A 13,345-nucleotide genomic window follows, 5' to 3' on the forward strand; every position below is an offset into this window, starting at 1 on the left:
TCTTCATGTAATTACGAATTGCGTGACAACTTCAGAGTTGTCTCAAGCCCTGGCTTCCGGTTACGCGCAAGAAATGTGCCGCCGTGCATATGCGAAATTGCCGCCACAAGCGCCAGTCCAAGACCGGCATTGCGCCCGGTCCTTGCAGGATCAAGCGTGACAAACGGCATCTGCAATCGAGGCAGATCGCTTTCTGGTACGCCAGGGCCCCGGTCGCGAACGCTGAGTAAAGCATAGTCGCCGTCGTCTTGAATTTCGATGGTGATCGCTGTGCCGGGCGGGGCGTAGCGCATGGCGTTTTCAAGAAGGTTCGACAGCGCTTGAGACAGCAAAGGGCGGTGGCCTTGGATGGGTTTCGCGTTTCCAACGACCTCGAGTCGGATGTTCTGATCAGACGCGACAGGTTCGTATAACTCAACCACATCACCGACCAGTTGCAAAAGCTTTACCGGTTCAAATTGTTCGCGGCCCAGACCGGCCTCGGCGCGCGAAATCTCGGTCAGTTGGCTGAGAACGCGCAGCAGGTGGTCAATCTCTCCGGTCGCGCGCGCCATGTCGATCTCGCGATCTTGATCGCTTTTGCCGGGCTCAGCCAGGGATTCGACCCTTTGCCGCAGCCGCGACAAGGGAGAGCGCAGGTCATGAGCAATCGAATTGGAGGTTGTGCGCAGGTTGCTGATCAGTTCTTCAATACGATCCAGCATGTTGTTCAGTGTGCCTGCGACCTGATCGAATTCATCGCCCGTGCCACGTAGAGGCATGCGCAGAGCTAAATCGCCGGAAACGATATTGTCGGCTGTATTGGCGATGTCTTTCAGTCGTGAAAACACCAGCCGGGTCAGCAGCCAGCCGGTCAACAAACTCAGCGCCAATGCAGTGGCAAGTGCCAGTGCAACAGACCGGAACAGAACCCGGTCGAATTGCTGTCTGGCCAATGAATCACGCCCGACAAGCAGCCTTTCGCCACCCGGCAGCCGGACCGAAGCGGCAGAGATCGGGACATATTGATCCGTATCTTCTTTGCGAAGCTGAAGGTCGACCCAGCCGCTACCCGGAGTTATCCCTTCCGGCCAATGCGTCAGGTTGCCCGCCAGTTTCGTGCCTTGCCGACCTGTCAGCAAGTACAAGGCATCCCGCTCAGCCGCTGTCGGCAAGCGGCGGTCGATGGCCGAGATCAACCCGATCATGCCACGCCGTTCATATTCATCTGCCAGGCCCGTAAGCTCGGCCTGAACGACCGAACGCGTCTCGCCTGAAATCGTGCGATTGGCCGTAAAATACACCATCGTCAGAACGGTCGCCGTCAGCAAAGTGCTAAGCACCATGCTGGCCAGAACCAAGCGAGTACGAGAGTTTTTCAGCGACAGGCGCAGGTTATCCATCCGAAACCATGTATCCGGCGCCTCGGACTGTTTCAATCACCGGGTCGGCTCCGTCTTCATCAAGCTGGCGGCGCAGTTTCGAAATATGGACGTCGACCACGTTGGTGTTCGGGTCAAAGTGGTAATCCCACACACCTTCAAGCAACATCGTGCGCGAGACGACGCGGTTTTTTCGGCGCAGAAAGAACTCCAGAATTTGAAATTCGCGCGGGGTCAGGGTGATTTCACGACCGTTGCGCGTGACCTTGCGGGTCAACAGATCCATTTCGAGATCGCGGCAGGCAAGGGTCGGCGTTTCTTCGGCTTCTTGCGGTCGACGCAACAGGGCTTCGATCCGGGCATGAAGTTCCTGGAATGAAAATGGTTTGACCAGATAATCGTCTGCGCCCGCGCGGAGGCCTTTGACTCGCTCGTCCACTGCACTCATGGCGGTTAACATCAGAACAGGTGTTTTCAACCCAGCCGCACGCATTGACTTAATCAGTGATAACCCGTCCAGCCCGGGAAGCATTCGGTCCAGTACGACCGCATCAAATCCGCCGTCAGTTGCGTGGTACAGGCCTTCGCGGCCATCTGATGCGACTTCGACAACATAGCCTTCTTCACCAAATCCCTTGGCAATGAAGTCCCGTGTGTCTTGGTCATCTTCAACGATCAACAAGCGTCTGCTCATGGTCAGGGCTCCTTCCCAATGGGATTTAAACACACATACTCTTTGAAAAAAACATGCCGGGTGCAAAGGTGCACCCGGCTGTTCCGGCGGCACGTGGACAATCCGTGCCTGCCAGAATAAGCGCTCCAGATTTCCCCATCATGTGGCGCGCTTAGGTGTAGGGTTAGGCGATTTCGACCGCGACGAAGATCTGGTTGCCACCGCGATTGATCAAAACCAGAGCTGGATCCGTCTTTTCGTTCTCCAGCGCTTCTTTCAAAGCGTCTGGCGTAACTGTATCCAGATTGCCCAGTCGAACGATCACATCACCACGCTGCAATCCGGCCTTGGCCGCAGCGCTTTCGGGCTCCAGATCGGTGACAACAACACCATCGACGTTCTCGGCCACGCCAATCTCGGCGCGGGCGGTTTCGGTCAGCGGTGCCACGGTTACGCCCAGCGACGTACCTTCGAACTTGTCTTCAACCACGCTATCGGTAGCCGCCGAGGCTGACTGATGCTGACCGATTGTCAGTTCGATCTGTTCTTCTTTGCCATTTCGAAGAACAGTCAGCGTGCTATCAGTACCTACCTTGGTCGTGCCAACCAGGATCGGAAGATCGCTACTGGAATCAACGGCTTCGTCATTGAAGGTCAGGATCACGTCACCTTGCTGCAGTACGCCATCGGCCGGGCTGTCAGGTACAACATCCGATACCAGCGCACCTGTTGCCGTATCGATACCCATCGCAGCAGCCAGTTCGGGGCTGACATTCTGGATCGACACTCCCAACCAACCGCGGCTGACCTCGCCGTCATCGCGCAGATCAGCCGTGATGTGATCTACAATATTCGAAGTCACCGCAAAGCCGAGTCCGACTGAGCCGCCGCTGGGCGAATAGATCGCCGAGTTCACACCGATCACCTCACCATCCATGTTGAATAGCGGACCACCCGAGTTGCCTTTGTTGATAGCAGCGTCGGTCTGGATGAATTCGGCGTAGGGACCTTCCGAAATATTGCGCCCCTTCGCGGAAACAATACCGGTCGTAACGGTTGCATTCAGGCCAAACGGGTTGCCGATGGCGACGACGTCTTCGCCCACGCGAATGACATCGCTGTCACCCATTTGAACGGCTTGCAGGTCTTCTCCTGCGTCGATTTTAAGCACGGCGATGTCCGTAAGCGGATCTGTACCAACGATTTCAGCTTCGAATGTGCGGTTATCGCTCAGACGTACGGTCACTTCGCTGGCGTTGTCGACAACGTGGTGGTTGGTGACGATGTATCCTGCCTTATCCAGCACAAAGCCTGATCCCAAACCCTGGCTGGGGCCTCGCTGCGGCATGTCAAATCCTTCAGGACCGCCGAACCGTTTAAAGAACTCGCCAAAGGGATGGTTTTCGAGGTCGAACTCCTGACCTTGTGTGGGGCGTGGTTTGGCATCTTGCCTGGCGGTGATCGTGACCACCGAAGGCGAGACGGTTTCGACCAGATCGGCCAGAGCCTCGTCTGCCATTGCGGGCAGGGCGGTGGTGGCCATCATGGCCGCGCCCAGTGCGGTAGCTCCCATCCAGCTGGATGTGCGTGGAATAAGCAGTGAGGATTTACGGATGCTCATTTTGACTCCTGTCTATTTCGGCGGTTGATCCCGCGCATTGAGAGAGGAGATGCACTGGCAACCTTGGGATATCCTGAGAGAAATATTAAGAAACCTTAATTTCGCCACGTTTCGCCGCTTTAATGACTCCGTTCAACGTGCTCGGGTAGCAAGAATCAGCTTGGGTGCTATGTGGCGAATCGGTGGATTGTTGCCGATAAAGTCAATAATTTCGAAAAAGCATTGAATTGATTCATTTTTGTTAACAAAGAAACGACGCTTTTGCGGTCTCAAAAATACTTCTCCTAAAAGTTGCGTGAGATGGAGTGTTCAGATTTCGAACACGCCCGTCGATGCCTTTGAAATAGGTAAGTTAGCCGTATTCTAAGTGCGCAACTGACGGAAACTTCTGGAAAAAGTATAAGTCGATGCAACCATTGGTAGAATCCAGAGTGTTGCATTGTTGCTCAAAAGCCAGTGCGCCTGCGCTGAAATTTACCATTTCATCCAATTTTACATTGTTTGAACGCATCGGATCAGCGACATTGGAGTTGCCCAAGTGAGGGGGGCCTTAGGCACTAGGGGGTGTCAAAGGCGCATCTCAGTCTCCATAGCGCTGAGCGGCATGTTAACGAGGGGGTCTTGTTTAGGTTCAGCAGCACAACGTCGGGAAGCCTGATTGGCGATCTGACCGCGCTTTAGAGATTGGTGAAAGTGGTAGTCCTGTTTTTGGGCATGCGACCCGGTCATTATTGACCGGGTCGCGTTTATTTGAGGGGCTGCTTTTGCGGTCGGCCCGCACTCCAACGGGTCCAATCGGCGGGTGTATCCAAATCAAGCAGCGCATTCTGGGCGGGCAGGCGATGCAGATGAACCTTGCCCTTGTAGCGTTGCACGACAATCTGCGCGCCGCTGTCACCGTTCAGTTCCGAAAGCTCTGAAAATAGAGAACGATCAAACACGACAGGATGGCCGGGAGCGCCTTCGTCAGTAGCCCCACGCCATATCAGATTGTCAGGGTGGGTTTTGACTGATCGGAGAACACTGTTCAGGTCTTGGGTTGTGAGGTCCGGAAGGTCCGATAACAGGATCATGACCGCAGGTGCATTTGCTGGAACGGAGGCCATTGCGCCTCTCAAACTGGCATTCATGCCTTCTTGCGCATTTGGGATTTCGACCAGTTGAACACCGAGGCCCTCCAGCACCGTATATCGGGGATGTGGGGCCGGGGGCAGGGCGATGATAACGTGACCTGCGGCAAGCGCCCGCTGAGCCACTCGGCGCAGAAGCGGCACGCCTTCAATCGGTTGCATTAACTTATCAGCACCACCCATGCGGCTGGATTGCCCGGCAGCGAGCAGGATGATGGGAATCTGGGTCATTTCGCAAGCATGCCGTCGGTGGATTAATAAGTCATCCCCGCATTCTTGCGCCATCGGGATCGAAAAGTGGGGTCGTGATGACACGCGCTTTGTGCATCTGACCTAGAATTTCAATTTCAACCGCACGTCCCTCGGTGGCCTGTTCAGTCGGGAGGAACCCCATGGCAATCGACTTGCCCGCAAAGTGCGAATACCCACCAGATGTACAGAAGCCGACAACAGCGCCGTCTAACCAGATCGGTTCGTACGCGTTTACATCCGCATCTGCCGCGTCGACCTCAAAAGCCACCAAGCAGCGATCAACGCCAGATGCGCGCTCGGCCTCGGCCGCTGCTCGGCCGATGAAATCACTGTTCTTGGAGAATGAGATGAACCGATCCAACCCGGTTTCTGCCGCTGTATAGTCGGGTGAAAATTCTCGCATCCACGAGCCAAAGAACTTGTCCAGACGCAGACTCATCATTGCGCGCATGCCAAATGGGGTCATGTCATGGGCTTGACCCGCTTGCCACAGGTTCCACCATAGTTGCCGTTGGGCCATTTGGTCGCAATAAATCTCATAACCCAGATCGCCGGTATAGCTGACACGCTGAACGATGCAGTCGGTCATGCCAATTGTCATCTCGCGCACGTCGAGGAACCTGAGCGAGTTGACTGCTTCTCGGGTGCAGGCAGACAAAACCTCGGTGGCCTTGGGGCCTGCGATCTGAAACCCATTCAACCGGTCGCTGATGTTCTCGATGCCCACGCCATGGTCCTGGTTTTTCAGGAACCAACGCATATGAAATGCCTGACTGCCGTATGAGGCGGTCAGGTGAAAAAGGTCGTCGCCCAAGCAGGAGACGGTGAAATCCCCGATCAGCTTACCTTTGTGCGAGAGCATTGGCGTCAGTGAGACGCGCCCCGGTTTGGGTATGCGCCCCGCCATGATGCGATCCAGCCATGCACGGGCACCGGCGCCAGTGATGCGGTATTTTCCGAAATTGTGGACTTCGTTGATCCCAACACCTCCACGCACGGCACGAACTTCGCGGCCGGTGGCCTCAAAGGCGTTGGAACGGCGGAACGAGGGTGTCTCGAAATCCGGTTCATCGCCTTGGGCAAAGTAGTTTGGTACTTCCAGCCCGTATTGCTGCCCCCAAACGGCACCGAGATCGCTGAAGATGTCGTACATTGGTGTGGTTCGGTTGGGACGCGCTGCAGGCAGTTCCTCGTTCGGATAAGCGACGCTGAACCGCTTTTGATAATTCTCGATCACCTTGGGGCGCGTATAGCCGGGGCTGATCCAATCGCCAAACCGCGCCACATCCATGGCAAACACATCGCGTTCGGGTTCGCCTTCGATCATCCATTGAGCAAGGGTCAAGCCAACACCACCGCCTTGGCTGAAACCGGCCATGACACCGCAGGCTGACCAGTAGTTCCGCACGCCAGGCACCGGACCGACCAGAGGGTTGCCATCCGGGGCAAAGGTAAACGGCCCATGGATGACGGATTTTACACCCGCCTCAGCGAGAACAGGGAAACGTTTGTAGGCGAATTCGATGCTATCGGTGATCTTGTCGAAGTCATCGGGCAGTAATTCATGGCCAAACTCCCACGGGGTGCCGTCGACCGCCCAAGGCTTGCAGGGCTGTTCGTAGAAGCCGATGCACAGTCCACGCCCTTCCTGCCGCAGATAGCTTTCGCCAGCGGGGTCCATCACATGCGGGTGCTCGCCACCTGCGTCGATGATGGCCTCGATCTCGGGTATGTTATCGGTGACCAGATATTGATGCTCCATCGGATGCAACGGGAAATAGATCCCGGCCATCGCACCGACCTCGCGCGCCCACAATCCGCCCGCATTGACGATATGTTCGGCGTGAATTGTACCCTTGTCGGTCACCACGTCCCAAGTTCCGTCCGGGCGCTGGTTGGTCTCGCGCACCATGCAATGTGTTTCGATCGTAGCCCCGCCCATACGCGCGGCCTTGGCGTATGCGTGTGTTGTTCCCGACGGATCAAGATGCCCGTCCAGCGGATCATACAGCGCACCAAGGATGCCATCGGTGTTGGTGATCGGAGCAATTTTTTTGATCTCCTCAGGCCCGACGATCTCGGTCTCAAGACCCATGAATCGGTGCTTGGCGCGTTCGGCAAGCAACATGTCGAACCGGTCTTGATTGTCGGCCAGCGTGACGCCGCCGACGTGGTGCAGTCCACACGACATGCCCGTGATCTCTTCCAGCTCTTTGTACAGCCGGATGGTATAGCCCTGCAGGGCGGCCATGTTTGTGTCACCGTTCAGGGTGTGAAACCCGCCCGCCGCATGCCAGGTCGAACCGCTGGTTAGCTCAGACCGTTCCAGCAGCATCACATCCGACCAACCGAGCTTGGTCAGGTGATAGAGGACCGAGCATCCGACAACGCCGCCTCCGATAACTGCGACACGGGTGGTGGTTTTCACGATGTTTCTCCCTCGGCTTTTGGCCGAGCCTGCCGAGGGCTCTGGCGTATTACTGTTCCGTTCGCGACACCGCGCGTCGTTTGCTGAATACGCGCGCTGTAGGGCTTAGAGAGGACGAACCTTGAGGGCGGTGATCCTGTTGCCTTCGCGGGCCGTGACCTCAAATCGGAAACCGTGGAACGAGAATACTTGGCCCACAATGGGGATCATCTGAGCCTCGTGGATCACCAAACCGGCCAGCGTGTTGGCTTCTTCATCCGGCAGCGACCAGTCAAGCGCGCGGTTTGCGTCGCGGATGGTCATCGCGCCTTCGACCAGATACTGGCCGTCGTCAGATCGGGTAACGGGGACATCTTCGTCGATGTCGAACTCGTCTGCGATCTCGCCCACGATCTCTTCCAGAATATCTTCCAGCGTGATCAGTCCGCGCAGCGATCCGTATTCGTCGACAACCAAGGCAAAATGGCTGTGCATCCTAAGAAACTCACGCATCTGGTCGTCCAGGGTGGTGGTTTCGGGCACGAAATAAGGATCGTTGGCCACCTTCGCGATGTCGAAATTCTTAAGCCGCTCTGGGTCACCATCCGCGCCACCTACCTGCGCATACATTGCGCGAAACAGGTCTTTGGCGTGCACCACACCCACGATGTTTTCCTGTTCCTCACGGAACACAGGCAGGCGGGTGTGCGGGCTTTCCAGACATTGTTTCAAGATCGCTTCGGGTTCGTCATCCGCATCGATCATCTCAATATTCGAGCGGTGAAGCATGATCTCTTCCACTGCGCGGTCGCCAAGATCGAGCGCGCCCAGAATACGGTCGCGATCTTCTTTTTCGACCACACCTTCGGAATGGCCCAGTTGCAATGCGCCAGCGATTTCTTCACGGACCGCAAGGATGTTGCTATCGGGGTCGATCTGTACGCCGAACAGGCGCAATACACCGCGCACCAGCAGTCGGACGGCAGCCACCACCGGCGAGAACACCGTTACGACGACGCTGATAACGGGTGCCACCAAGGCGGCGGCTTTTTCGGCGTTGGTAATCGCGTAGGTCTTGGGCAGCACCTCGGCAAAGATCAGCACCAGAAGGGTCATCACGAGCGTCGCCAGCGCCACACCGCTTTCGCCGAACAGGCGAGTAAACAGGGCGGTTGCCAACGAAGCGGCAAGGATGTTGACAAGGTTGTTGCCGAGAAGGACCGAGCCGATCAGACGTTCGTTATCATCGGTGATTTCCAGCGCTTTTTTCGCCCCGCGCGAGCCTTTGTCAGCCTGCGCTCTCAGCTTGCCACGCGATGATGCGGTCAGCGCAGTTTCGGAGCCCGAGAAAAAGCCCGATAGGACAAGGAGAAGAAGAATGGATCCTGTCGTGATCCAGAATGCGCCATCAAGCAGAGAAGGAGTGGGTTCCATTGGTCCTAGGTTGTTCGTGTTGCTGCATTCGTTATGGGGGTGCGGGCCCGGCCAATCAAGGGGTTAGCCCTGATCTGTGGTGTCATCTTTGGCCAGCGGGTGGTGTTCCAACACCAGTTCCGACAGGCGTTCATCCAGAACATGCGTATAGATCTCGGTCGTCGCCACATCTGCATGGCCCAACAGCGTCTGGATCGAGCGCAGATCCGCGCCATTGGCCAGCAGGTGCGTCGCAAACGCATGACGCAGCGTGTGAGGTGTGACTTTTTCAGGCGAAACACCGCCTTCGACGGCCAGTTCCTTGACCAGCAGAAAGAAGCGATGCCGCGTCAGGTGCCCGGATTTCCCGCGCGACGGGAACAGGAAACGCGACGCTTGTCCTCCCTTGGAAACGGCTTTTTCCTCGGCCGCATCGCGGGCTTGCAGCCAGTCTGCCAACGCCTCGCGGGCAGGGGGGGACAGCGGAACCATCCGCTCTTTCCCGCCTTTGCCGAGGACCAGCAGCATGCGGGGATCACCTCTGGCCGAACTGACCGGCAGCGATACCAGTTCTGTCACCCGCATCCCCGTCGCATAGAGCAGTTCCATCAGGCACGTGTTGCGAATTTTGTCTGCGTCGGAACGACCCGTGCGCCGCGCTGCTGCAAGCAGGCGGTCAACTTCGGGCACGTCCAGTGTCTTAGGCAATCGCTTGGGGCGCCCTGGTCCCTTGATCTGGATGGCCGGGTTGCTTTCGCGCCAGCCTTCTTCGAAAGCAAATCGATACAATTGTTTGATCGCCGACAACCGCCGTGCCCTTGTCGAGCGCGACAGGCCCTGCGCATCGCAATCGATCAGGTAACCTTCGATCCGATCGCGATCCGCTTCGGAAAAGCCCGATTTCCGACGCGTCAACCAATCAGAGAAATCTTTCAGATCCCGGCCATAGGCGAGCAGGGTGTTGGTGGCGGCGCCAAGCTCAGCAGCTTGCGCTTCGAGGAAGGTGGAAATCCACAGCTCCTGAGACGCGGGCGCGGTCATGCTCAAGCCCCGTTCAAGATCATCAACTGCAAGGCGGCCCGACGTGCGGTGTCTTCAAGACCCACGCGGCGGAACGCAGCGATTGCAGCGGTCAGGTCGACCAGATTGCCGCGCGCGCCATGGGCGAACAATTGCATCGTTTCCAGAATCGCTTCGCCCAATTGATCGTTACTCAGCAGCCCGTCGATATCCGAAGGGATGGGCGCGGACCAGGCAAAGCCCTGCGAAATGGCATCCGCCAGAGGGGTTGGCGACGGCGCGCGTTGCGGATCACCCTGTGCCAGGGCGGCCAGAAACATATTCGCATCGGAACCTTCGGGCACATCTTGCGCCGCGTCTTCATAAAGCTCGGACAACAGCAGAATACGCCACCGCAGATTCTCGGCGGCCGAACCAGATAGTTTCATTGCTGCCAGACGCGGGGCAAAAAGTTCGGCAAACGGAACCTCAAGCCCGACGGTTTTCATCTGAGCCCAGACCTCAACAAGAGTTTTGGAAACCGCCTCGGGATTTCCAGTTTCCAATGCGGTTTCGAACCGTTGGATGGCGGCCACGCGATCCCACACGGCGCCCGAAGCAGCCGGCGAACGTTCGGTATATAGGCCAAGCAACTGATTGGGTGTCAGCGCCCCAATCCGCGTCAATCGTTCAGCAGCTTCGACCTGGGCTTTCCAGCCCGCCACATCGCGCAGATCGGCATTGGCGAACGCCCGTGGCAGTGAAGCCGTGGGCAAACGTTCACCAATGGCTTCGAACAGACGGAACGTAAGCGGATTCGGGTCGTCGGGCTGAGGAAGATACTCAGCCCCTTCGAACAATTCCGGGCTGAGAAAGCGATCGAGCAACGCAAGCTGGTCTTCGGGCAGCACCTGCAGCGCATGAGCGGCTTCGAGTGTCAGAGCAGCTGACGCCCAATCTCCACGACGGGCCTTGCAGAATATTTGCGCTGCGTAATCCCGAGACAAATTCGGCTGCGCGATCAGCGCCGTACAACTCCGGTCTTCGTCACCCGTCAGCAACGTCGCATCGAACCAGCGTTTGAAACGAGCTTGCGTATCGGTCGGACCGGCCAGTTGAACCAGAGACTGTACCGGATCGGATGCGCCCAATTGCATAAGGCGGTCCAGTCGCGCCATAAGCAATTTGTCTTCTGCCTGTCCTCCGCTTGGGGGACGTGCCTCGGAAAGGAGCAGGGTGAACAGCAGCCGTTGCATTGCGGGGTTGGACTTGACCCGCACCTGCCCGATCAGTTCCGCCAGACGATCCGCATCGCTGTTCTGCCACAAGTTGACCGGCAGACCCGTGACGGAAGAGGCCACCAAACCCAACGGAGGCGACAGCGCCTCAAGCGGGGTGACCTGCACGTCCGGCTGTAACCCTGTCTGGGTGACAGGTGGCTCTAATAGCACTGTGCCCGGCAGATTCTCAGGCGGGTCGGTCAGCCAGTCGATGATCGACAAGGGCTCAGTCGATTGTGCCTGCGCAGTTCCGGCCAGAAAAAGCGCCAGAAGAGAAGTCTTAGTCGGCATTCAAGATGACCGGTTCGCGGACTTCACTTTGAGGAGCGGAAAAGTCCGCACCAAAATACGGCCCGACATAGGCATACCCAACCAGCCCGATGAAGCACAGGCAGATGAGGTAAATCAGGAACTTGATCAAACGGCCCATGGGTGAACGCTGCCTCAATTTTTGCTTTTGCCCAAGTTATAACTAGCATTTTTCTTAAGATCACGTCATTCACGACGAAATGAGCGAAATTAAGCATAACACGGTGCGTTCCGACACAGCGGCGCAGTTTCAACTGCACAAAACCGTCGTTTTGGTCGGAATGATGGGGGCTGGAAAGACTGCGGTGGGCCGGGCTCTGGCGGCTCGGCTCGGCGTTCCCTTTCTCGATAGCGATTCCGAGATCGAATCGGCGGCCAACATGACCATCCCCGAGATCTTTGCCCGCGATGGTGAGGCGTTCTTTCGCAGCAAGGAAAGTCAGATCATCGGGCGGCTTCTGGACGAGGAAAAAGGCATCCTGTCGACTGGAGGCGGCGCGTTTCTGGCAGACGGCAATCGAAAAATGATCTCAGATCGCGGTGCATCTGTGTGGTTGCGGGCCGATCTGAACGTGTTGTGGAATCGCGTCAAACATAAAGACACGCGCCCGTTGCTGCGTACGGCAGACCCGTATGCAACGTTGCGCGGTTTGTACGAGGCGCGCGTGCCGATCTATGAGCAGGCCGATCTGGTGGCTGACTCAGATGGCGAAACCGCAATCGAAGATATGGTGGATCGGGTGATCGCTGCATTGGTGACGCGCCCTGATATTTTGGAACGAATTTAATGCATCAAACCGTACATGTTGATCTGGCCGAGCGTTCTTATGATGTAGAGATCGGCCCCGGCCTTTTGGCGCAATCTGGGGAACGGATTGCTCCACTGATAAAGCGTAAGCGTGTCGCGGTTCTGACGGATGAGACTGTCGCGGGCCTGCATCTGGATGCACTGCGTGAAGGCCTGGCCTCAGCCGGGATCGAGATGAATGCTCTGGCATTGCCAGCGGGTGAGGCCACCAAAAGCTGGCCGCATTTTGAGCGCGCGGTAGAATGGTTGCTGGCGGAGAAGGTCGAACGGAACGACATCGTCGTTGCGCTAGGTGGGGGTGTGATCGGTGATCTGGCGGGATTTGCTGCAGCAGTGATGCGGCGCGGGGTGCGCTTTGTTCAGATACCGACCTCGCTGCTAGCACAGGTCGACAGCTCGGTTGGCGGCAAGACCGGGATCAATGCGCCACAGGGCAAGAACCTGATTGGAGCGTTTCACCAGCCGTCACTGGTGTTGGCCGACACGGACGTGCTGGGCACGTTACAGGCGCGGGACTTTCTCGCCGGATACGGCGAGGTCGTCAAATATGGACTGTTGGGCGATGCCCAGTTCTTTGAGTGGCTTGAAGACAACGGGCCTCTGTTAGCATCCGGCGACATGGCGGCGCGCGTGCAGGCCGTCACACGCTCGGTTCAGATGAAGGCCGATATCGTGGCACGCGACGAGACCGAGCAGGGCGACCGGGCGCTGCTCAATCTGGGTCATACTTTCTGCCACGCGCTTGAGGCAGCAACCGATTATTCTGATCGATTGCTGCACGGTGAAGGTGTCGCCATCGGCTGTGCGCTGGCGTTTGAAACTTCTTCTCGGTTGGGGCTTTGCCCGCAAGAAGATCCAAGCCGTGTCAGGGCGCATTTGCGCGCCATGGGCATGAAGACTGATCTGGCCGATATTCCGGGTGAACTGCCGGATGCAGAAACACTGGTCGATCTGATGGCGCAGGACAAAAAGGTCGTGGATGGCCAGTTGCGTTTCATTATGGCACGAGGCATCGGGCAGGCATTCGTCACTTCAGAAGTGCCGCGCGAGACAGTGGTCTCGGTGCTTGATGATGCGCTGGCCGCCTGCTGA

At 57.3% G+C, this 13,345-nt stretch carries 11 protein-coding genes; 2 read left to right on the forward strand and 9 right to left on the reverse strand.

Features of this window, described 5'->3' with window-relative positions:
* Positions 1 to 11: 11 nt before the first annotated feature.
* The 9 genes from ACR0AY_RS01265 to ACR0AY_RS01305 all read right to left on the reverse strand — a co-directional run bounded on the left by ACR0AY_RS01265 (position 12) and on the right by ACR0AY_RS01305 (position 11,566).
* Positions 12 to 1,382, reverse strand: a complete 1,371-nt coding sequence (locus ACR0AY_RS01265; protein ID WP_170510807.1) for a sensor histidine kinase — start codon at positions 1,380 to 1,382, stop codon at positions 12 to 14.
* A complete protein-coding gene (locus ACR0AY_RS01270) occupies positions 1,375 to 2,055 on the reverse strand; it encodes a response regulator transcription factor (RefSeq protein WP_170393316.1) in 681 nt (226 codons plus the stop codon). The genes ACR0AY_RS01265 and ACR0AY_RS01270 overlap by 8 nt, the downstream gene beginning before the upstream one ends.
* Before the next feature lie 163 nt (positions 2,056 to 2,218).
* Positions 2,219 to 3,655: a Do family serine endopeptidase gene (locus ACR0AY_RS01275; protein ID WP_170510354.1), complete on the reverse strand. Its 1,437-nt coding sequence runs from the start codon at positions 3,653 to 3,655 to the stop codon at positions 2,219 to 2,221.
* A 746-nt stretch (positions 3,656 to 4,401) separates the two neighbouring features.
* Positions 4,402 to 5,016 (reverse strand): nucleotidyltransferase family protein, encoded by a 615-nt coding sequence (locus tag ACR0AY_RS01280; RefSeq protein WP_170510351.1) that lies wholly within the window; start codon positions 5,014 to 5,016, stop codon positions 4,402 to 4,404.
* Positions 5,017 to 5,047: 31 nt separating this feature from the next.
* Positions 5,048 to 7,465, reverse strand: a complete 2,418-nt coding sequence (locus ACR0AY_RS01285; RefSeq protein ID WP_480453638.1) for a GcvT family protein — start codon at positions 7,463 to 7,465, stop codon at positions 5,048 to 5,050.
* 105 nt (positions 7,466 to 7,570) lie between these two features.
* A complete protein-coding gene (locus ACR0AY_RS01290) occupies positions 7,571 to 8,878 on the reverse strand; it encodes an HlyC/CorC family transporter (RefSeq protein ID WP_170393312.1) in 1,308 nt (435 codons plus the stop codon).
* Between the two features lie 63 nt (positions 8,879 to 8,941).
* Entirely contained in the window at positions 8,942 to 9,898 is a 957-nt protein-coding gene (locus tag ACR0AY_RS01295; protein WP_170510346.1) for a site-specific tyrosine recombinase XerD, read from the reverse strand.
* 2 nt (positions 9,899 to 9,900) lie between these two features.
* Positions 9,901 to 11,427, reverse strand: coding sequence for a hypothetical protein (locus ACR0AY_RS01300; RefSeq protein ID WP_170510343.1), 1,527 nt, complete (start codon positions 11,425 to 11,427; stop codon positions 9,901 to 9,903).
* Positions 11,417 to 11,566: a hypothetical protein gene (locus ACR0AY_RS01305; protein WP_170510340.1), complete on the reverse strand. Its 150-nt coding sequence runs from the start codon at positions 11,564 to 11,566 to the stop codon at positions 11,417 to 11,419. The genes ACR0AY_RS01300 and ACR0AY_RS01305 overlap by 11 nt, the downstream gene beginning before the upstream one ends.
* Positions 11,567 to 11,645: 79 nt before the next feature.
* Between ACR0AY_RS01305 and ACR0AY_RS01310 the strand changes: the two genes are divergently transcribed.
* The gene (locus ACR0AY_RS01310; RefSeq protein WP_170510337.1) at positions 11,646 to 12,233 is read left to right on the forward strand and encodes a shikimate kinase; all 588 of its coding nucleotides are present in this window, start codon (positions 11,646 to 11,648) and stop codon (positions 12,231 to 12,233) included.
* A complete protein-coding gene (aroB, locus tag ACR0AY_RS01315; protein WP_170510334.1) occupies positions 12,233 to 13,345 on the forward strand; it encodes a 3-dehydroquinate synthase in 1,113 nt (370 codons plus the stop codon). The genes ACR0AY_RS01310 and aroB overlap by 1 nt, the downstream gene beginning before the upstream one ends.

The sequence above is a fragment of the Ruegeria sp. A5 genome (assembly GCF_056543005.1).